Genomic DNA, 19,831 nt, shown 5'->3' on the forward strand with positions numbered 1-19,831 from the left:
CAAACTATTTTGTTAATGTGGTTTGCCAAGTGCTAATCCAATTTTTTAATTGTTCCGCATTCACCATTGGATTGATTGGAGTTTGAGTTTTTTGTTGAGCTTTAAGCGCATCAAAGTGCGGTTCAATTTCACCTTGAATGACTGGCAACATAATATTGGCTGTCACAATATGTTTTTGTGCCGTAGGTGAAATTAAAAATGCCATAAAATCATCCGCACATTGATTTGGATGGTTTGCGACTCGAGCCGCTAATTCCACTTGAGTGATATGCCCTTCCGCAAAATCTGTCGCTGCATAATTATCTTTTTTCTCAAAAAGTTGGTGATAAAGTGGTGATGTACTGTAACTTAACACTAAATCCGCTTCGCCTTTTAAGAATGCACCGTAAGTATCCGACCAACCTTTACCCACTGTTACCGTATGCTTATCCAACTCTTTCCAAGCAGATTGAATTTTGTCCGCAGGATAAATTGCATTCATCCAAACCAATAAACCACGACCCACACTGCTGGTGCGAGGATCTTGATAAATTACACGGATATCTTGGCGTTCAACCAATTCTTTCAAACTTTTCGGCGGGTTTTGTAATTTAGTTTTATCGTACACAAAAGCATAGTTACCGAAATCGAAAGGCAAGAATGTTTTATTCGTCCATTTTGTTGGCAGATCAAGTTGAGTTAAATCTACTTTATTTGGCGTAAAAATACCTGTTTTTTCAGCTTGTTCTAAAACAAAGTTATCTAAACCTAATACAATATCCGCTTTGGTTTTCTTTCCTTCCAAACGAACACGGTTGAGCAACACACCACCACTTTCAAAAGGGGTAAAATTAATAGCGCATTGTGGGTGCGCTTTTTCAAAATCTTGTTTTACTTTTGGACCTGCTCCCCACTCAGAAGTGAAAGAATCATAGCTATATACGTTAACACTTTGCTGTGATTGAGCTAATGCTGCGGTGGAAAAAAGTGCGGTAGAAATTAAGGTTAATTTAAGAAGTTTCATTATTACATCCTTATTTATATCAAAAGGCAGCAATAATGACGGGAAGGAGATAAGGCTGTATTCCTAGTTTCCTACGTCAGTATTAACTGTTTCAGGTTCACGGGTATGATCTCAGCATATTGCACCCCGACTAGGCTTTTTAGTGTATTAAAATTTACTAAGATTGCCAACGGATTTTTAAAAAGAAATAAACTTTCTACATTTTCTTTCTGAAAAAATAAAAAAGCCCTGTAAAACAGGGCATCCATAAGCGGTTTTAAAATTAAAAAGTGATTCGATTCGGCTTTCAATGCCTAAATCTGTCTGAGCAATGACTTCAAAACCGAAATCAGCTAACACATCTGCCATTTCTTTTACTTTGCCTTTATTGCCCGTGGCAAGTACAAATCTTTGCTTCGTAATTCTGTTCCTCATATCAAACATTGTCTTATTTTAATATCTCACCAAAAATTTTCGGAATAAATATTGACTTTAACCTTAGGTCAAGGTTTATGATTCGTGCTCATTCAGTTATCACATAGGAGAAAAACATGAAAAAACTTATGACTTTTATCACACTTAGCGCTGCTGCAGTTTCAATTTATGCCCAAGCTAATGAACAACCGCATCAAGCACACATGAATATGCCAATGCCGACAGGTTCTGCAATGCAACAAGAATTAATGCAAGGTATGAATCAAATGCATCAAGACATGATGGCAGCCATGCAATATAAAGATCCTGATGTTGCTTTTGCAGCAGGTATGTTGCCACACCATATTGGCGCAGTAAAAATGGCGGAAGTTGAATTAAAATACGGAAAAGATCCTGAGATGCGTAAGCTTGCTGAGAATATTATTAACGCACAACAAGCGGAAATTGAACAAATGCAAAAATGGCTTAAAGTGCACAATAAAAAATAAAAAAGCCCTGTAAAACAGGGCATCCATAAGCAGTTTTAAAATTAAAAAGTGATTCGAGCACGGTTTCTTTCAAGTGTTGCTTTACCAATCCCTTGCACTTCTAATAGTTGTTCAGCACTCGTGAAATTACCGTGTTTTTCACGATATTGCACAATCGCTTCTGCTTTTTTCGCACCAATTCCAGTTAAGGCTTTTTGAATTTCACTAACGGTTGCCGTATTGATATTCAATTTATCGCTCACAGTAGTCGGTGCAACTTGAGCTTCAGCTTGAGTTGCTACAACAGGTTGAACAGCCTGCTCCGCAGTTTTTTCCTCAGCAAAAGCTGAAGACGCACCCAAAGCCCCGCACAATACCACCGAAGTAAATAATGTTTTCATTAATTTCATAGAGGTTTCCTTGTAATATGAACATGTTGACTAGCATATCAACACAGCCATTTTTTATGCTTTCAAGAAAACGCTCAAGATTCTTACCGCACTTTTGCGATTCAGATCGCAAAAATTCTTAATTTGAATGAAAAAACAAAGGGCTTATCATTTACGACAAGCCCTTAAGATTAGTTAACTTCTTTTATTCTCAGCTCTTTTGGAACCTCAAAGAACATATTTTCTTCTAAACCTTGTAGTTCTTCTATGGTATTCGCACCAAACTCTTTTAAGCGGGAAATAATCGATTGAACTAATTCTTCGGGTGCAGACGCGCCGGCTGTAATCCCAATGGTTTTCACATCATTAAACCAATCAGCTTGAATATCGGAAGGATCATCAAGAAGCTGTGATTTAACCCCCATACGAGAAGCCAATTCAGCTAAACGATTTGAATTTGATGAATTTTTAGAACCAACTACCAATACCAAATCTGATAATTTAGCCAATTCTCGCACCGCTTCTTGACGATTGGTTGTCGCATAACAAATATCGTTTTTGTGTGGCCCTTGAATAGCGGGATATTTTTCCTTTAATGCAGCAATGGTTTCTGCTGTATCATCTAGCGATAAAGTTGTTTGCGTCATAAAGGTTAAATCATCATTTTCTTGCATTGGCAAACGCGCAATATCTTCTACTTTTTCAATCAGAAAAATCCCGCCATCTTCGTTGCTATACTGCCCCATTGTGCCTTCAACTTCAGGATGTCCTTTATGCCCAATCAAAATCGCTTTTGTTCCCTTTCTACTTGCGCGTGCAACCTGCATATGCACTTTAGTTACCAAAGGACAGGTTGCATCAAATACTTTGAGATTGCGGTCTTTCGCTTCTTGTCGAACGGCTTGAGATACACCATGCGCAGAAAAAATCACGATCGCGCCATCAGGCACCTCGCTTAATTCTTCCACAAAGATCGCACCACGATCACGCAATCCGTTTACAACAAATCGGTTATGCACCACTTCATGACGAACATAAATTGGTGCGCCATGAATTTCTAAGGCTAGTTCAACGATACTAATGGCACGATCTACGCCGGCACAAAATCCTCGTGGATTCGCTAAAATTATCTTCATTTCTGACCGCACTTTTCTACTTGTTTATCTTGTACTTTTTTCTTTTCGTTCTTAAAAGCATCCAATGCTAATAACCCTGCGCCAATACAAATGGCAATATCAGCGATATTAAACACTGGATAATGGTAAATATCCCAGTAGAAATCAAAAAAATCCACGACGAAACCATTGTAAGCACGATCCACCATATTCGCTAACGCCCCACCAATAATGAGTGCATAAGCAGAATTTTGGATTTTTTGTGCAACATCATTTTTTGCTAAAAAATAAACCAACATGCCAGAAATAGCTAATGCTAACAAAATAAAGAAATATTGTTGCCAGCCACTATGATCCGCTAAGAAACTAAATGCCGCACCATAATTGCGAACATAAGTGAGATTGAAAACAGGCAATACATTAACGCTTTCATACAAATCAAATTTTTGTACCACAATATATTTAGTGAGCAAATCAACCACGAAAGCGACTGCACTTAACCATAAAAATGAAAGCCCTGATTTTTTGGACATACTATTTCCCTTTTAAAAAAATTCCGCTAATTCTAGCATAAGCCGATAAATGATAAAGCACGATCTCATTTACTGAACGGCTTCTGGTAATTTTGCTGGATCATCAGCCAACTCTTTGACATTCACCACTTTCTTCCAATCGAATACCTTAATTTCCTGTTTTTCAGGACGGAAGAAATCGATGCCTTGTAAATGTTTTTCCTTAATCCCCATCCAATCAGCAAAACCATAAACAAAATTAAATGCAGATTGTGGCGTTTTTATTTTTTCTACCTTTTGGATATCACTCGAAAACATAACGAAAGGAATTTCATAATCTTGTTTATAAAGATTATTTGGATGCAACGATAAACCCTTAGAATCCTCATAATGAGCAAGCCCGTGATCAGAAAAGTAAATCACCGAATAGGGTTCATTTTGCGCCACTAATTGAGAATTTAATTTTTCTAAAAACTGATCCGTATATTTAATCGATTCTAAATAACAAGACATAGATTGATTAATAAAATAATCTTTAACCTCGTAAGGAAGACGCTCGCAAAAGGCTGGATGTGAGCCCATTAAATGAATCACAATTAATTTTGGATTCGTAATATTTTCTTTTAAGGCTTTATCTAATACAGGCAACATTTCGTCGTCATAAACTTTTTTAGAGTTATAACCTAACGGCTTCATAAAAATCGTTTCATCTGCACTTTGACCAATACGAGAGGCCATCGTATCAAATTCACCAATTTTGCCTTGATTAGAAATCCAATAGGTTTTCACGCCCGCTTTTTTGGCTAAAGAAATAATATTATCCGTATAAACCGTTTCCCCTTTATCTGCTCGATATAAGGTGCGTTGTAAGGATGGTTGCGTATTCGGTGCTGCAGAATAATAATTTTCAAAAATTGAGCCTTTCACACGCTCTAAAAATGGCGTAGTTTTCAGTGGAAAGCCATATAACGACATATAATCTTTTCGCATGCTTTCACCGATAATCAAAATATAATTTTTATATTTTGGCGTAAAAGATTGAATATCCCATTGAGAAGGCGCATTAACGGATTGATTTAGAAAATCTCGTTGTTCTAAATACAGATCATTCATACGATCAAATTCTGAGTAGAAAAGAACGGGATAAAAACGGAATTTATACGCATAGTTCCAATCAGAAAATTGATTGTAAGAAAAAACTAATAATATGCCGATAACACCCGTATTTAGCCATTTAAATGCTTGTTGTTTAACATGAAAACTTAATTTCATTAAAGCAACAAATAGGATGAGATAACTAGCTTGAAATAAAAATATCCAAAAAGGAATGGTTGTGTAATATTCCAAGGTTTCATTAATATTCGTTTCATAAACAGAAGCGATAATACCCAAAGATGGAATACCATAGAAAAAACCAGCAGAACAATAAAATAGCGCACTGAGGAACAATACAGTAATTAAGATTCGCCCAACCCAAGGGGTGAAATAAAAAGAAATCACCGTGATAACAAATAAAATTGCGTAATCTGAAGCGGGAATATTCTCACTTAATACATTACCCAATCCCATATTGGTAAAAATGGAGAAAACAAGCAATAAGAGATAAAACCACATTGTTTTTGAGTGAATCATTTCTTTTCCTAACATCATCTCTACTTCCTTTTGTACAAAAGTAAAAAAGTGCGGTTAGAATCAACCACACTTTTCTGTTTTACTACGAATTTAATTATGCAAAATGGCGCACTTCACCATTACCCACGACATTTTCTACACAACGTGGACAAAGTGTTGGATGTTCTGAATTTACACCAATTTTGTCAGAATAATGCCAGCAACGTGGACATTTTTCACCGTTAGAACGTGCTACGCTTACGGCAATTCCCTCTAACTCACCCGCAGCTACATCTGCAGGTTTGTCTGCTAATGCTTTCACTTCTGCTTTTGAGGTGATTAACACGAAACGTAATTCATTGCCTAATTGTTCCAACAATGCACGATATTCGTCATTCGCATAAACGGTCACTTCTGCTTCTAAACCGCCACCAATTACTTTATCGTTACGCGCGACTTCTAATACGCGGTTCACTTCAGAACGAACTTTAATCAGCTGTTGCCAGTAAGCATCATCTAATTTTTCATTCTCGCCTAAACCGAACAATCCTTGATAGAATTCTTCAGTAAATACGAATTCTGCACGACCACTTTCGGTTTGTGGCAAGTGTTGCCAAATTTCATCGGCAGTGAAAGATAAGATCGGTGCCATCCAACGAACTAATGCTTCTGCAATATGCCATAACGCAGTTTGACAACTACGACGAGCAAGGCTGTCTGCTTTGGTGGTGTATTGACGGTCTTTGATAATATCTAAATAGAATGAACCCATTTCCACAGAACAGAAACGCATTAAACGTTGTACCACAGTGTGGAATTGATAGTTATCGTACGAATCTTTGATTTCTTTTTGTGCATCTAATGCACAAGCCACCGCCCAACGATCTAGGCTAATCATTTCTTCTGGTTTGACTAAATCACGTTTTGGATCAAAACCATTCAAGTTCGCTAATAAGAAACGTGCGGTGTTACGAATACGACGATAGCTATCCGCTGCACGTTTTAAGATTTCATCCGAAACGGTCATTTCACCCGTATAGTCGGTAGATGCAACCCACAAACGTAAAATGTCACCACCGAATTTATCCATCACTTCTTGTGGTGTCACTATGTTACCGATAGATTTTGACATCTTACGGCCTTGACCATCCACCGTGAAGCCATGAGTTAATACTTGTTTGTATGGTGCTTTGCTGTCTGTTGCCGTAGAAAGCATTAAAGAAGACATAAACCAACCACGGTGTTGGTCGGAACCTTCCAAATACATGTCGATATCTTGACCGTTAAATTCCGGACGATTCGCGACAACAGAAGAATAGGTTGATCCTGAGTCAAACCACACGTCAAGGGTATCAGGCACTTTGCGATAAGTTTCTGCGTCCGCACCTAATAATTCTTTTTCGTCTAAATCCCACCATGCTTGAATACCGGCTTTCTCTACACGTTTCGCTACTTCTTCAAGTAACTCTAAAGTACGAGGATGAAGTTCTTCAGTTTCTTTGTGCACGAATAAGGTCATCGGCACGCCCCAAGTACGTTGGCGAGAAATACACCAGTCTGGGCGGTTTTCAACCATTTTTTCGATACGTGCTTGACCCCAATCTGGAATCCAGCGAACTTGTTTGATTTCGCCTAATGCTTGTTGGCGTAAACCTTGCGTTTCCATACCGATAAACCATTGTGGTGTTGCACGGAAAATAATTGGGGTTTTGTGACGCCAGCAGTGTGGGTAGCTGTGTTTGATTTTCTCCACTTTTAATAAGTTGCCCACTTCTTGCAATTTTTCAACAACCAATGGATTCGCTTCAAATACGCCTTTACCTGCAAAGAATTCAGTGGTTGAAATAAATTTACCGTCATTAGATACAAGACCCGCCATTGGTAAATTATATTTTTGCCCTACAATAAAGTCGTCCAAACCATGATCTGGCGCGGTATGTACTAAACCCGTACCACCATCAGTGGTCACGTGATCACCTAAAATTACTGGTACAGTAAAATTATAGAACGGATGGTTAAAGCGTACTAACTCAAGCGCCTGACCTTTTACTGAACCTAAAATTTCAACTTGTTCTACGCCCACCGCTTTCGCTACGGATTCAACTAATTCAGCAGCTAAAATCACACGCTCATCGCCAAGTTGGACTAGGTTGTATTCTAATTCTGCATTTACCGCGATTGCACGGTTAGATGGCATTGTCCAAGGTGTGGTTGTCCAAATCACCGCAGATAATTTGCCATGGCCTTTACCTACTGCGTTAAATTTCTCTTCAATTTCAACCGCACTTACTGTTGGGAAACGAACATAGATAGACGGAGAAACTTTGTCTTCATATTCCACTTCTGCTTCTGCTAAAGAAGAGCCACAATCCAAACACCAGTGCACTGGTTTTGAACCTTTGTATAAATGGCCATTCGCAATCACTTTACCGAGTGTACGGATGATGTTTGCTTCGGTGTCGAAGTTCATCGTTAAATAAGGATTATCCCAATCGCCCAACACACCTAAACGGATAAAGTCTTTTTTCTGACCTTCTACTTGTTCTGCAGCATATTCGCGACATTTTTGACGGAACTCAGCTGCTGTAATTTTCTCGTTTGGTTTGCCCACTAAACCTTCTACTTTAAGTTCAATAGGCAAACCATGACAATCCCAACCCGGGATATAAGGAGAATCAAAACCTAATGCCGTTTTGGATTTAATAATAATATCTTTCAGAATTTTGTTTACTGCGTGACCAATATGAATGTTACCATTCGCATACGGAGGGCCATCATGCAAAATAAAAGATTTTTTGCCTTTGCTCGCTTCACGAATTTTTTGATAAAGATTTTTATCGTACCAATTTTTCAACATATCAGGTTCGCGCTTAGCTAAATCACCGCGCATTGGAAAGCTGGTTTCAGGTAGGTTAAGAGTGTTTTTGTAATCGACTGTCATTTTATTTTCCAATTTTTACATTTTAAAATTAACTGTTAAAAAACGCTTTCGCAGTTTCTACGTCTTTCTCAATTTGTACTTTCAAATCATCAAAAGACGGAAATTTAATCTCGTTTCTAATCTTGTGGTAGAATTCAACTTCTACCATTTGGCCATAAATATTCTGAGAAAAATCAAACAAATGAACTTCTAATAATTGCATTAATCCATTTATAGTTGGGCGTTTTCCCATGTTTGCCACGCCATTAAAAATCTCACCCGATTTTAACTGCACTTTTACGGCATAAACGCCTTTGATTGGATTGACTTGCCTATGCAAACGAATATTTGCCGTTGGAAATCCTATTGATCTACCTAATTTATTACCATGGATCACTCGCCCGAAAATACGATAAGGTTTACCGAGTAAATTTTCTGCAAGTTGTAAGTCATCATTCGCTAACGCTTCGCGAATTGCAGTGCTACTAATTCGCTGTTCATCTAGACAAAAGCTACGGTTATCTTCAACAATAAAACCGAAACGCTGACCAGCTGCTTGCAACATTGCAAAATTGCCTTGGCGTTTTGAACCGAACTTGAAATCATCGCCAATGCTTAAAAATTTAACATGTAGATGATTAACAAGCGTTTGTTCAATAAAAACATCAGCTGGTTGTTCGGCAAAAGTGCGGTCAAATTTCGCCACAATTACGACATCAACCTTAGCCTTTTCGAGATAATAAATTTTGTCACGCAAGCGCATTAAACGCGCGGGTGCATTCTTACCCATAAAATATTCACGCGGCTGTGATTCAAATAACAATACTGCCATGGGTAAATTTAATTCGTCAGCTTTTTGGCGCAAATGGCGAAGGACGGCTTGATGCCCTAAATGCACGCCATCAAAGTTGCCGATCGTTAGCGCACAACCTTGTAAAACACGATTTGCATTATGAAGCCCGCGAATTAATTGCATGTCCTTATCCATGAAAATAAGAGAATTTCGGCATTATAGCGAGAAGTTAGTTTTTTGTCAGCAAATGGTGCTTTCGAACGCCTAATAAAATCAACGTTGTGCCATAAACTATTGCGGCTAATACAATCAACCAAACAAGCCAATAAACACGCATGAAGAAATCCATTTTCGCCCATTGGTTGATTTCAGGCACGTAATACCAAACTGCTGCGCCCATTGCGATTGCTGCCAATAAAACTTTTCCAAAAAAGACCGCACTTTTACGTGGAAAATGATAGACATCCGCTTTGGCTAAGCCGCGATAGAGTAAATAGGCATTAAGGGTTGCCGACATTGCTGAAGCAATAGCTAAACCAACATAACTGAAAGGAATCGCCAATAAGTTAAACCCCATATTACTCACCATGGCAATAATGCCGATTTTTACTGGTGTTTTGGTATCTTGGCGGGCGTAATAGCCATTGGCGAGGATTTTAATCAACATAAAGCTAAGTAAACCCGCATTAAATGCCCATAAAGAATAAGAGGCGGCATGAACATCATTTAGCATGAAATTTCCACGCATAAATAGCGTAAGTAACATCGGTTGAGCCAATACTGCAATACCAATGGCTGCGGGAACGCCAAGTAATAAAATCATTCGCACGCCCCAATCCATTGTATTACGAAAATCAACCGCACTTTTAGCTGAATCGCCTTCACGATTAACATGGTGGCGAGCAAGTGTTGGCAAAATTACGGTAGAAATAGCAATACCAAATAAACCGAGAGGAAATTCCAGTAAGCGGTCGGAATAATACAACCAGCTAATTGAACCTGTCATTAAAAAGCTTGCAATCACTGTATCCAGCAAAAGATTAATTTGACTTACCGATACACCAAATAACGCAGGGATCATTAATTTACGAATTTTGGTTACGCCTTCATCCCGCCAAGCCCACTTGGGTTTCACTAGTAAACCAGCTTGTTTCATAAATGGAATTTGGAATAAAAACTGTAATAATCCGCCAAGAAAAATCCCGATAGCGAGTGCAAGATCTGGGTTATCCATTTGTGGTGCAAGAAAAAGTGCGGTGGCAATCATCGCTATATTTAATAACACTGGTGAAAAGGACATCACGCCGAATTTCCCAATCGTGTTAAGCACCGCACCAGAAAGTGCCACAAAAGTAACAAACCATAAATAAGGAAAAGTTATTTTAAGTAAAAGGGAAGCTTGTTCAAATTTATGTGCATCTGGACCATCATTTATCCAATCGGTAAACCAGCCCATCCCAAATAAAGCGGCAACGACAGGTGAGCCAACCATTGCGAGGATCGTAACAATGCTAACTAATCCCCCAAGAGTACCAGAAACTTTTCCAATAAATTCTCGGGTTTTATTAATATCACCAGATTTTTGATATTCTGCGAGAACAGGGACAAAAGCCTGTGAAAAAGCCCCTTCAGCGAATAAACGACGAAGAAAATTTGGAATACGATTAGCAAATAAAAAAACGTCCGCCGCAGCACCTGCACCAATGAGATGAGCGATAACTACATCGCGAACAAGACCTAACACTCTAGATAATAAAGTCATAGAACTAACAACAATGCTAGATTTTAAAAGTCGTTTACTCAAAATATTCTTCTCTACCCTAAAATTTTTGCCTAATTGTATAGAAATTTTGTTTTTACGCTATATTCCGTGAAAAAAAACTGATAAAATCCGCCGCACATCGTTTGTGTGAGCCCATATTGAAAGAGCTTGTAAAAATAACGATACTTACTTTCGGTTGTGTCTCACCGAAATCAACACAAATTTTTCATTGACAAAAGTATAAAAAATCGGCATATTGACGCCCTTTATTTTGTCTATCAATCAACAGAAATTTTAGGAGTTTGACCTTGGCTAATATCAAGTCAGCAAAAAAACGCGCGGTTCAATCTGAAAAACGCCGCCAACACAACGCAAGCCAACGCTCTATGATGCGTACTTACATCAAAAAAGTATATGCTCAAGTAGCAGCAGGTGAAAAAGCAGCAGCTGAAGCAGCATTCGTTGAAATGCAAAAAGTTGTTGACCGTATGGCTTCTAAAGGCTTAATCCACGCTAACAAAGCAGCAAACCACAAATCTAAATTAGCTGCACAAATCAAAAAATTAGCGTAATTTTTAGCTAGAAAAAATGAAAAATAAAACCGCACTTTAAAGTGCGGTTTTTTATTTCATCGAATTTTAGACTAAAGCAACAACATGGATCCCCATTTGATAATATCAAAGAAGAATTTATTTTCATTCGTCGCGATACCATCTTGATTTTTCGGTGTGCCATCTTCATTTTTCTGCACTTCCACCATGCCATTTTTATATTGGCCTTTCACGACAGCCAAATCATCACGCGCTTCATTACGTAATTTTAAACACGCCTGTTCAGTTAAAGGTTCAACATTACCCACTTCGGTACGGAATTTTTTAAACTGATAGCTTGCATAATTCATTGATTTTTCATCACCTTGAATAATCTTCACATATTGCTCGCCAATAATTTTTTCCAATGGATAGAAAAAGACATATTGTGAGTGAATATAGCTATCTTCTTTTGAAAAATGCTGTTGCAAAATTCGAGTTAAATTTGGGTAAACGCATTGTTCAGCTTGCTTACTTGCAATCGCCCATTGTTTTGCATCTTGATCGGAGAGTTGGTAATCCGCCCCCGCAAATTCACCTGGGATTGCGGATTGTGAGCTACCAAACATTGAGCAGCCAGACAGCAATACTGCCACACCTAAGGTTGCAATTAATTTCACATTTGATCCTTATAAAAGTGAGAATGCGCAAAATTCTAGCAATATCTTCACAACAGATAAAGCAGCAAATGAATTTAGTTTTCCTGATCCGAAAAACTTCCGCTATAATGACCGCACTTTTTTACGTTAATTAAAAGGAATTCTCATGCAAAATCCAAAAGATGATGTGTTATATGCGCCTGTTGAATGGGTCGATCACAGTGAAGGCTATAGCGACATTCGCTATCATAAATCCACTGATGGTATTGCTAAAATCACGATTAACCGCCCAGAGGTTCGCAACGCGTTCCGCCCACAAACAGTAAAAGAAATGATCACTGCATTTTCTGATGCACGCTTCGATGAAAACATTGGTGTTATCGTATTAACTGGCGAAGGCGAAAAAGCATTCTGTTCTGGTGGTGACCAAAAAGTACGTGGCGATTACGGCGGCTACAAAGATGACAGCGGCGTACATCACTTAAATGTATTGGATTTCCAACGCGATATTCGTTCTTGCCCAAAACCGGTTGTGGCAATGGTGGCAGGTTATGCAATTGGTGGTGGTCATGTATTACATATGCTTTGCGACTTAACGATTGCTGCTGAAAATGCCATTTTCGGTCAAACTGGGCCAAAAGTTGGTTCATTCGATGGTGGCTGGGGCGCAAGCTATATGGCTCGTTTAGTTGGTCAGAAAAAAGCGCGTGAAATTTGGTTCTTATGCCGTCAATATAATGCACAAGAAGCATTAGACATGGGCTTAGTCAATACTGTTGTGCCTTACGCTGATCTTGAAAAAGAAACCGTACGCTGGTGTCGTGAAATGTTACGCAATAGCCCAATCGCGATTCGTTGTTTGAAAGCAGCATTAAATGCGGATTGTGATGGCCAAGCAGGTCTTCAAGAATTAGCGGGTAACGCAACAATGTTGTTCTACATGACTGAAGAAGGTCAAGAAGGTCGCAATGCGTTTAACGAAAAACGCGCCCCAGACTTCAGCAAATTCAGACGTAACCCTTAATTTATCGTTCTAAAGTGCGGTTAAAAATCTTCGTGAATTTTGACCGCACTTTTGTATTGGGAGCAAGCATGGCTGAAAAATCATTTAATCTTTACCGTTATTCCATCCCCGTTGATAGCCAACTTATTCTGCGTGATCGTTTTTTAAAACGCCGTGAAGGCTTAATCGTAAGAGTGAGTTGCAGCCGAGACGGTTGGGGAGAAATCGCCCCGCTACCTGGTTTTAGCGAAGAAACCTTAGATCAAGCTCAAGAACAAGCAATTGAATGGCTAACGACATGGTGCAATGCAAGCTGTGATGCGCCTCGCGTCCCATTAGATGGCACCTATCCCTCCGTTGCTTTTGGTATCAGTTGCGCAATGGATGAAATGAAAGGTTATTTACAAGCTGAAGGCAATTACCATACAGCACCACTTTGTTATGGCGATCCAGATGAACTATACGCCAAACTTGCGAGCATAGAAGGCGAAAAAGTGGCAAAGATGAAAGTGGGCATATACGAAGCCAATCGCGATGGATTAATTGCCGATATGTTTTTAGAAGCCATTCCTGATTTACAATTACGACTTGATGCAAACCGCCATTGGTCGTTAGAAAAAGCGTTACAATTTGCCGCTAAAGTCAAACCTCAACATAGAAAACGTATTCAATTTTTAGAAGAGCCTTGTAAAACACAAGCACTCAGCCGTGAATTTGCAGCGCAAACCGACATTGCGATTGCATGGGATGAATCCGTTCGAGAGCCTAATTTTTGCCTGGAAAAAGAACCGAACTTATCGGCTGTCGTAATCAAACCCACTTTAATTGGTTCAATTCAACGTTGTGCTGAACTCATTAACCAAGCACATTCGTTAGGTCTAAAAGCAGTTATTAGTTCAAGTATCGAAAGCAGTTTAGGGCTCTCTCAGCTTGCACGAATCGCACAACAATACACCCCGAATGTAACTCCAGGCTTAGACACTTTAGATTTGATGGAATATCAAGTGCTACGCGCTTGGCCTAGTTCTGATTTACCTATTGTAGATTTAGAATCTGAATTTATCACTAAAATTATCTGATTCGACCACCAAAAATCGAAAAACCAGTATAATGCGCCACACAAAAAGGATTAAAAATGTCGCAAACACACAGAATTTTGCTGTTAAATGGCCCAAACTTAAATATGTTAGGGGCTCGCGAGCCAAAACATTATGGCAGTATTTCTCTTGCATCAATTGAAGAGAAAATACAAACATTAGCCACTCAGCACAATGTACAAGTGGAATGTTTTCAAGCTAATAGTGAAGAAAAATTAATTAATAAGATCCACGAAAGTTTTCAGCAAGTCGATTTTATTTTAATCAATCCTGCGGCCTACACCCATACCAGTGTGGCATTGCGCGATGCACTTTTAGCCGTTTCAATTCCTTTTGTGGAAATTCATTTATCCAACGTGCATAAACGTGAACCATTTCGTCATCACTCTTACTTTAGCGATGTGGCTGAAGGCGTTATTTGCGGTTTAGGAGCAAAAGGTTACGAGTTTGCCTTTTTATTTGCTATCGATTACCTTGCTAAAAAATAAGAAAATCAAGCATTTTGGGCGAAATTCACAGAATTTTATCGCAAATTTGCAAAATTTAAGGTAATCTTTACAACACAAAAATAAGTTTATTCATAACCGCACTTTTTCATTTAAAAGTGCGGTTAAAATTTCAATCTTTTTAGGAAGAACGTATGGACATTCGTAAAATCAAAAAATTAATCGAATTAGTAGAAGAATCTGGCATTACTGAATTAGAAGTGCAAGAAGAAGAAGGTACAGTACGTATTAGCCGTGCAGCGCCAGCAGTTGCTCCTGCAGCTGTTCAATACGCTGCGGCACCAGTAGTAGCACCAACTCCAACTGCTGCGCCAGCTCAAGCTCCAGCAGCTGCGCCAGCAGCATCCGATGAATTATCAGGCCATCTGGTACGTTCACCAATGGTGGGAACGTTCTATCGTAGTCCAAGCCCAGAAGCAAAAGCATTCGTTGAACTGGGTCAATCTGTGAAAGTTGGCGACGCCCTTTGTATCGTTGAAGCAATGAAAATGATGAACCGCATTGAAGCGGACAAAGCTGGCGTAGTAAAAGCAATTCTTATCAACGACGGGGACGCTGTTGAATTCGACGAACCATTAATCGTTATTGAATAATTTCCAATATTTTCGTCGGGCGGACTTTAGTCCGCCTATTTCATATACAAACAATTAGAGCGAATTTATCGTAGGCAATATAAATTGAAATCTGTTCACACCAAATTTTATAGGGAGAACAATATTTCAAGAACCTACATAAAAATTCACGTCTATCTGACTAAACGGACTCTTTTATGTTAGAAAAAGTTGTGATTGCTAACCGCGGTGAAATTGCACTACGCATTTTACGTGCTTGTAAAGAATTAGGTATTAAGACTGTGGCGGTTCACTCTACCGCTGATCGTGATTTAAAACACGTTTTACTCGCGGATGAAACCGTTTGTATCGGCCCAGCACCTTCCGCAAAAAGTTATTTAAATATTCCAGCTATCATTGCTGCTGCCGAAGTCACAGGTGCGGATGCAATTCACCCTGGATACGGTTTCTTATCTGAAAATGCTGATTTTGCTGAACAAGTTGAACGCTCAGGTTTCACTTTCATCGGCCCAACTGCGGATGTCATCCGTTTAATGGGCGATAAAGTTTCAGCTATTAAAGCGATGAAAAAAGCAGGCGTGCCTTGTGTACCCGGTTCTGATGGCCCTGTAGGTAATGATATTGCTAAAAATAAAGAAATCGCCAAACGTATTGGCTATCCAATCATCATCAAAGCATCAGGCGGTGGTGGCGGCCGAGGAATGCGTGTAGTTCGTAGCGAAGGCGCATTAGAAGAATCTATCGCAATGACCAAAGCAGAAGCGAAAGCCGCATTCAACAATGATATGGTCTATATGGAAAAATACTTAGAAAATCCACGTCACGTGGAAATTCAAGTATTAGCAGACACGCATGGCAATGCAGTTTATTTGGCTGAACGTGACTGCTCAATGCAGCGTCGTCACCAAAAAGTTGTGGAAGAAGCGCCAGCTCCAGGTATCACAGAAGAAGTTCGCCGCGATATCGGCTCACGCTGTGCAAAAGCCTGCGTAGAAATCGGCTATCGCGGAGCAGGTACGTTTGAATTCTTATATGAAAATGGCGAATTCTATTTCATTGAAATGAATACACGTATCCAAGTGGAACACCCAGTAACTGAAATGATTACAGGTGTAGATTTAGTGAAAGAGCAATTGCGTATTGCGGCAGGCTTGCCAATTTCCTTTAAGCAAGAGGACATCAAAGTTAAAGGCCATGCAATGGAATGCCGTATTAATGCAGAGGATCCAAAAACATTCTTACCATCTCCGGGCAAAGTAAATCACTTACATTCGCCTGGCGGATTGGGCGTTCGTTGGGACTCTCATGTTTATGGCGGATATACGGTGCCTCCACATTACGACTCTATGATCGCAAAACTTATCACTTATGGCGATACGCGTGAAGTTGCAATCCGCCGTATGCAAAATGCATTATCTGAAACAATTATTGATGGTATCAAGACCAACATCCCACTTCATGAATTAATTCTTGAAGATAAAAATTTCCAAAAAGGTGGAACAAACATCCACTATTTGGAGAAAAAATTAGGTATGCATGAATAATTAAATTTTAAATGGCTAACAGGTGTTAGCCATTTTCACATGTTCCTAAACTTTATTTAATGGTAATAATCACTAGAATCAGCAAAACATTTTGAATTATTCAAAAAAGTTGTAAGATTAGCAAACACAAGGGGCGTATGAAATATACGCCCTTTATACCATTCAAAAATATACTTTCACTTATAAAAATTTAAGGAAGAAACATGACATTAAAACAACGTTATCAACAAGCTGCCAAGGAAGCTAGTTGGGCATTAGGCCTATCTATTTTATATGTGATAGGTTGGTGCTTATGTGCTTATTTGCCTAAAGAAACTCAAGGGCCGATTGGTTTCCCTCTCTGGTTTGAACTCTCTTGTATTTATTTGCCTATTCTGTTTATTGTAATTGGCCATTGGATTATCAAAATTATTTATCAAGATATCTCTCTTGAAATCAAGGATGAGGAGAATCAAAAATGAATTTAGGTATTATTCTCCCTTTAATTATTTATCTTGCATTTATATTTGGTGCTGCGATTTTCGCTTATGTAAAACGTACAAAAGGCGATTTCCTAACGGAATATTATGTAGGTAACCGCTCCATGACTGGTTTTGTGCTCGCAATGACAACCGCGTCAACTTATGCCAGTGCAAGTTCTTTTGTCGGAGGGCCTGGCGCAGCTTATAAATACGGATTAGGTTGGGTATTACTGGCGATGATTCAAGTCCCAGCAGTGTGGCTTGCATTAGGCGCATTAGGTAAAAAATTCGCACTATTATCAAGAGAAACCAATGCGTTAACGATTAACGATCTTTTCCTTTATCGTTATAAAAACAAATATTTAGTCTGGCTATCAAGCCTTGCCCTTCTTCTCGCATTTTTTGCAGCCATGACTGTGCAATTTATTGGTGGTGCACGTTTATTAGAAACAACCATTGGCATTTCTTATACTCAAGCATTGCTCTTATTTGCTTTAACGGTAGGTATCTATACATTTATCGGGGGATTCCGCGCCGTCGTACTCACGGATACCATTCAAGGTACTGTCATGATTTTAGGTACTATTATTCTCCTTGTAGGAACCATTTATGCGCTCGGCGGTGTAGAAAGTGCGGTTAATAAATTAACAGAAATCGATCCTGCATTAGTCACGCCTTACGGGCCAAATGGAATGTTAGATTTTCAATTTATGGCTTCCTTCTGGGTACTCGTCTGTTTCGGTGTCGTCGGTCTTCCACATACTGCTGTTCGATGCATGGCATTTAAAGATAGCAAAGCCCTACATAGAGGGATGCTGATTGGAACAATTGTACTATCCATCATTATGTTTGGGATGCACTTAGCTGGTGCACTTGGTCGTGCAGTTATTCCAAATTTAACAGTCTCGGATCAAGTGATTCCAACTTTAATGCTCAAAGTATTACCGCCTATTGTTGCGGGTATTTTCTTAGCTGCACCAATGTCAGCAATTATGTCCACAATTGATGCTCAACTTATTCAATCTTCTTCTATTTTTGTAAAAGATTTATACCTTTCTACGAAACCAGAAGCCGCAAAAAATGAGAAAAAAGTGAGTTATTTTTCATCAATTATTACGCTGATTTTGACCGCACTTTTAATCTTTGCCGCACTCAATCCACCAGATATGATTATTTGGTTAAACCTATTTGCCTTTGGTGGGCTAGAAGCCGCATTTTTATGGGTAATTGTGCTGGGTATTTACTGGAATAAAGCAAATGCTTATGGTGCCTTAAGCTCAATGATTATCGGCTTGGGAAGTTATATCTTGCTCACTCAACTTAGCATAAAATTATTTAATTTCCATCAAATCGTACCGTCATTAGTATTTGGATTAATTGCCTTTTTAGTGGGTAATAAATTGGGCGAACGTCGTATTGAAAAAACTCAATTAAAAGTTACCGCACTTTAAGAATTAATCAATATGCTGTCACCTTCTTCTAAATGAGAGGAAGGTGATATTTAATTTTCTCACTTTCAGAAATTTCTACGCGAAAACATAGAATTGGAACAATTCACAGGGATACATCAATGCTCTATCAAATTCTCGCGCTACTTATTTGGAGCAGTTCATTAATCGTCGGTAAACTCACTTATTCGATGATGGATCCTGTGCTTGTTGTGCAAGTGCGGTTAATTATTGCAATGATTATTGTCATGCCACTCTTTCTACGTCGTTGGAAAAAAATTGATAAACCAATGCGTAAACAGCTTTGGTGGTTGGCATTCTTTAACTATACCGCCATATTTTTATTGCAATTCATCGGACTAAAATATACATCTGCGTCCAGTGCAGTCACCATGATTGGGCTAGAACCGCTGCTCGTTGTATTTGTCGGGCATTTCTTCTTTAAAGACAAAGCAAAATGGTTTCACTGGCTATTCGGCGCAATGGCATTTATTGGCGTGGCGATTTTAATCAATGGTGGAAAAAATAATGAAGGCATTGATAACATCAGTTTATTCGGCTGTTTATTAGTGCTAAGTGCGGGGATCATTTTCGCTGCCGTGTTACGTTGGACGCAGCGAGTTGTAGCCAAAGTTTCAACGCAAGCTTATACCTCCGTCAGCATTGTACTTGGCACCATCACAACATTGCCATTTACGGTATTACTCACAGAAAACTGGCAAATATCATTAAATTCCACAGGTATTGCAGGTTTATTATATCTTGCCATTGGCTGTAGCTGGCTTGCCTATTGGTTATGGAATAAAGGCCTTAATAATGTGGATGCCAATATCTCCGGTATTTTAGTTGCACTTGAGCCGCTATTCGGCATCTTATTTGCCATATCATTACTTGGCGAAACGCTATCATTTTCAGCCGCACTTGGTATAACAATCATCATGCTCGCTACACTTGGCTCGACTTTACTGCCGAAACTTTTAAAAAAATCGGTATAATACGCCCCATTTTATGAAATAAAGGAAAAA

General features: G+C 39.0%; 20 protein-coding genes and 1 riboswitch. Of the genes, 10 read left to right on the plus strand and 10 right to left on the minus strand.

Annotation, left to right across the window (positions count from 1 at the left end; translation table 11 throughout):
- Positions 1-4: 4 nt before the first annotated feature.
- Both thiB and HMPREF9096_RS05775 read right to left on the minus strand, forming a co-directional pair.
- Complete coding sequence (thiB, locus tag HMPREF9096_RS05780) at positions 5-1,003, minus strand: thiamine ABC transporter substrate binding subunit (protein ID WP_009500178.1); 999 nt, start codon at positions 1,001-1,003, stop codon at positions 5-7.
- A 51-nt stretch (positions 1,004-1,054) separates the two neighbouring features.
- Positions 1,055-1,142: riboswitch (TPP riboswitch) on the minus strand.
- A gap of 38 nt (positions 1,143-1,180) precedes the next feature.
- Positions 1,181-1,426, minus strand: coding sequence for a hypothetical protein (locus HMPREF9096_RS05775; protein WP_009500179.1), 246 nt, complete (start codon positions 1,424-1,426; stop codon positions 1,181-1,183).
- A 107-nt stretch (positions 1,427-1,533) separates the two neighbouring features.
- Here HMPREF9096_RS05775 and HMPREF9096_RS05770 point away from each other — a divergent pair, with 107 nt between their 5' ends.
- The gene (locus HMPREF9096_RS05770; RefSeq protein WP_009500180.1) at positions 1,534-1,905 is read left to right on the plus strand and encodes a DUF305 domain-containing protein; all 372 of its coding nucleotides are present in this window, start codon (positions 1,534-1,536) and stop codon (positions 1,903-1,905) included.
- A gap of 41 nt (positions 1,906-1,946) precedes the next feature.
- Here the strand turns inward: HMPREF9096_RS05770 and HMPREF9096_RS05765 are convergent, their stop codons facing one another.
- The 7 genes from HMPREF9096_RS05765 to murJ all read right to left on the minus strand — a co-directional run bounded on the left by HMPREF9096_RS05765 (position 1,947) and on the right by murJ (position 11,028).
- Positions 1,947-2,294, minus strand: a complete 348-nt coding sequence (locus HMPREF9096_RS05765) for a helix-hairpin-helix domain-containing protein (protein WP_009500181.1) — start codon at positions 2,292-2,294, stop codon at positions 1,947-1,949.
- A 170-nt stretch (positions 2,295-2,464) separates the two neighbouring features.
- A complete protein-coding gene (ispH, locus tag HMPREF9096_RS05760) occupies positions 2,465-3,409 on the minus strand; it encodes a 4-hydroxy-3-methylbut-2-enyl diphosphate reductase (RefSeq protein WP_005634483.1) in 945 nt (314 codons plus the stop codon).
- Positions 3,406-3,921: a signal peptidase II gene (gene lspA / locus HMPREF9096_RS05755; protein WP_009500182.1), complete on the minus strand. Its 516-nt coding sequence runs from the start codon at positions 3,919-3,921 to the stop codon at positions 3,406-3,408. The genes ispH and lspA overlap by 4 nt, the downstream gene beginning before the upstream one ends.
- Before the next feature lie 69 nt (positions 3,922-3,990).
- On the minus strand, positions 3,991-5,550 hold the full coding sequence (locus tag HMPREF9096_RS05750; RefSeq protein WP_009500183.1) for a phosphoethanolamine transferase: 1,560 nt from the start codon (positions 5,548-5,550) through the stop codon (positions 3,991-3,993).
- Positions 5,551-5,626: 76 nt separating this feature from the next.
- Positions 5,627-8,452, minus strand: a complete 2,826-nt coding sequence (gene ileS / locus HMPREF9096_RS05745; protein WP_009500184.1) for an isoleucine--tRNA ligase — start codon at positions 8,450-8,452, stop codon at positions 5,627-5,629.
- 28 nt (positions 8,453-8,480) lie between these two features.
- Entirely contained in the window at positions 8,481-9,407 is a 927-nt protein-coding gene (ribF, locus tag HMPREF9096_RS05740) for a bifunctional riboflavin kinase/FAD synthetase (RefSeq protein ID WP_032803327.1), read from the minus strand.
- Positions 9,408-9,453: 46 nt separating this feature from the next.
- Positions 9,454-11,028 (minus strand): murein biosynthesis integral membrane protein MurJ, encoded by a 1,575-nt coding sequence (murJ, locus tag HMPREF9096_RS05735; RefSeq protein ID WP_032803328.1) that lies wholly within the window; start codon positions 11,026-11,028, stop codon positions 9,454-9,456.
- Between the two features lie 266 nt (positions 11,029-11,294).
- Between murJ and rpsT the strand changes: the two genes are divergently transcribed.
- Positions 11,295-11,558, plus strand: coding sequence for a 30S ribosomal protein S20 (rpsT, locus tag HMPREF9096_RS0108685; RefSeq protein ID WP_005548279.1), 264 nt, complete (start codon positions 11,295-11,297; stop codon positions 11,556-11,558).
- A gap of 71 nt (positions 11,559-11,629) precedes the next feature.
- Here the strand turns inward: rpsT and HMPREF9096_RS05730 are convergent, their stop codons facing one another.
- Positions 11,630-12,196, minus strand: coding sequence for a DUF5358 domain-containing protein (locus tag HMPREF9096_RS05730; RefSeq protein WP_032803330.1), 567 nt, complete (start codon positions 12,194-12,196; stop codon positions 11,630-11,632).
- A gap of 145 nt (positions 12,197-12,341) precedes the next feature.
- Here HMPREF9096_RS05730 and menB point away from each other — a divergent pair, with 145 nt between their 5' ends.
- The 8 genes from menB to HMPREF9096_RS05690 all read left to right on the plus strand — a co-directional run bounded on the left by menB (position 12,342) and on the right by HMPREF9096_RS05690 (position 19,801).
- A complete protein-coding gene (menB, locus tag HMPREF9096_RS05725) occupies positions 12,342-13,199 on the plus strand; it encodes a 1,4-dihydroxy-2-naphthoyl-CoA synthase (protein ID WP_005630980.1) in 858 nt (285 codons plus the stop codon).
- 68 nt (positions 13,200-13,267) lie between these two features.
- On the plus strand, positions 13,268-14,257 hold the full coding sequence (gene menC, locus HMPREF9096_RS05720) for an o-succinylbenzoate synthase (protein ID WP_009500188.1): 990 nt from the start codon (positions 13,268-13,270) through the stop codon (positions 14,255-14,257).
- A 56-nt stretch (positions 14,258-14,313) separates the two neighbouring features.
- Positions 14,314-14,763 carry a type II 3-dehydroquinate dehydratase gene (gene aroQ, locus HMPREF9096_RS05715; protein WP_032803331.1) on the plus strand — a complete coding sequence of 150 codons (450 nt, stop codon included), beginning with the start codon at positions 14,314-14,316 and terminating at the stop codon, positions 14,761-14,763.
- Between the two features lie 152 nt (positions 14,764-14,915).
- Complete coding sequence (gene accB, locus HMPREF9096_RS05710; protein WP_009500190.1) at positions 14,916-15,374, plus strand: acetyl-CoA carboxylase biotin carboxyl carrier protein; 459 nt, start codon at positions 14,916-14,918, stop codon at positions 15,372-15,374.
- Positions 15,375-15,550: 176 nt separating this feature from the next.
- Positions 15,551-16,897 carry an acetyl-CoA carboxylase biotin carboxylase subunit gene (gene accC, locus HMPREF9096_RS05705; protein WP_009500191.1) on the plus strand — a complete coding sequence of 449 codons (1,347 nt, stop codon included), beginning with the start codon at positions 15,551-15,553 and terminating at the stop codon, positions 16,895-16,897.
- Positions 16,898-17,100: 203 nt separating this feature from the next.
- Positions 17,101-17,358, plus strand: coding sequence for a YhdT family protein (locus HMPREF9096_RS05700; RefSeq protein WP_005634512.1), 258 nt, complete (start codon positions 17,101-17,103; stop codon positions 17,356-17,358).
- The gene (gene panF / locus HMPREF9096_RS05695; protein WP_009500192.1) at positions 17,355-18,809 is read left to right on the plus strand and encodes a sodium/pantothenate symporter; all 1,455 of its coding nucleotides are present in this window, start codon (positions 17,355-17,357) and stop codon (positions 18,807-18,809) included. Before HMPREF9096_RS05700 ends, panF begins: the two co-directional genes overlap by 4 nt.
- 119 nt (positions 18,810-18,928) lie before the next feature.
- Positions 18,929-19,801: a DMT family transporter gene (locus HMPREF9096_RS05690; RefSeq protein ID WP_009500193.1), complete on the plus strand. Its 873-nt coding sequence runs from the start codon at positions 18,929-18,931 to the stop codon at positions 19,799-19,801.
- Positions 19,802-19,831: the final 30 nt, after the last annotated feature.

Source organism: Haemophilus sp. oral taxon 851 str. F0397 (assembly GCF_000242295.1).
Lineage (GTDB): Bacteria > Pseudomonadota > Gammaproteobacteria > Enterobacterales > Pasteurellaceae > Haemophilus.

Bases quoted from the DNA above. Each gene is read 5' to 3' on its own strand.
- thiB (WP_009500178.1), bottom strand. From the start codon at position 1,003: ATGAAACTTCTTAAATTAACCTTAATTTCTACCGCACTTTTTTCCACC.
- HMPREF9096_RS05775 (WP_009500179.1), bottom strand. From the start codon at position 1,426: ATGTTTGATATGAGGAACAGAATTACGAAGCAAAGATTTGTACTTGCC.
- HMPREF9096_RS05770 (WP_009500180.1), top strand. From the start codon at position 1,534: ATGAAAAAACTTATGACTTTTATCACACTTAGCGCTGCTGCAGTTTCA.
- HMPREF9096_RS05765 (WP_009500181.1), bottom strand. From the start codon at position 2,294: ATGAAATTAATGAAAACATTATTTACTTCGGTGGTATTGTGCGGGGCT.
- ispH (WP_005634483.1), bottom strand. From the start codon at position 3,409: ATGAAGATAATTTTAGCGAATCCACGAGGATTTTGTGCCGGCGTAGAT.
- lspA (WP_009500182.1), bottom strand. From the start codon at position 3,921: ATGTCCAAAAAATCAGGGCTTTCATTTTTATGGTTAAGTGCAGTCGCT.
- HMPREF9096_RS05750 (WP_009500183.1), bottom strand. From the start codon at position 5,550: ATGATGTTAGGAAAAGAAATGATTCACTCAAAAACAATGTGGTTTTAT.
- ileS (WP_009500184.1), bottom strand. From the start codon at position 8,452: ATGACAGTCGATTACAAAAACACTCTTAACCTACCTGAAACCAGCTTT.
- ribF (WP_032803327.1), bottom strand. From the start codon at position 9,407: ATGCAATTAATTCGCGGGCTTCATAATGCAAATCGTGTTTTACAAGGT.
- menB (WP_005630980.1), top strand. From the start codon at position 12,342: ATGCAAAATCCAAAAGATGATGTGTTATATGCGCCTGTTGAATGGGTC.
- menC (WP_009500188.1), top strand. From the start codon at position 13,268: ATGGCTGAAAAATCATTTAATCTTTACCGTTATTCCATCCCCGTTGAT.
- aroQ (WP_032803331.1), top strand. From the start codon at position 14,314: ATGTCGCAAACACACAGAATTTTGCTGTTAAATGGCCCAAACTTAAAT.
- accB (WP_009500190.1), top strand. From the start codon at position 14,916: ATGGACATTCGTAAAATCAAAAAATTAATCGAATTAGTAGAAGAATCT.
- accC (WP_009500191.1), top strand. From the start codon at position 15,551: ATGTTAGAAAAAGTTGTGATTGCTAACCGCGGTGAAATTGCACTACGC.
- HMPREF9096_RS05700 (WP_005634512.1), top strand. From the start codon at position 17,101: ATGACATTAAAACAACGTTATCAACAAGCTGCCAAGGAAGCTAGTTGG.
- panF (WP_009500192.1), top strand. From the start codon at position 17,355: ATGAATTTAGGTATTATTCTCCCTTTAATTATTTATCTTGCATTTATA.
- HMPREF9096_RS05690 (WP_009500193.1), top strand. From the start codon at position 18,929: ATGCTCTATCAAATTCTCGCGCTACTTATTTGGAGCAGTTCATTAATC.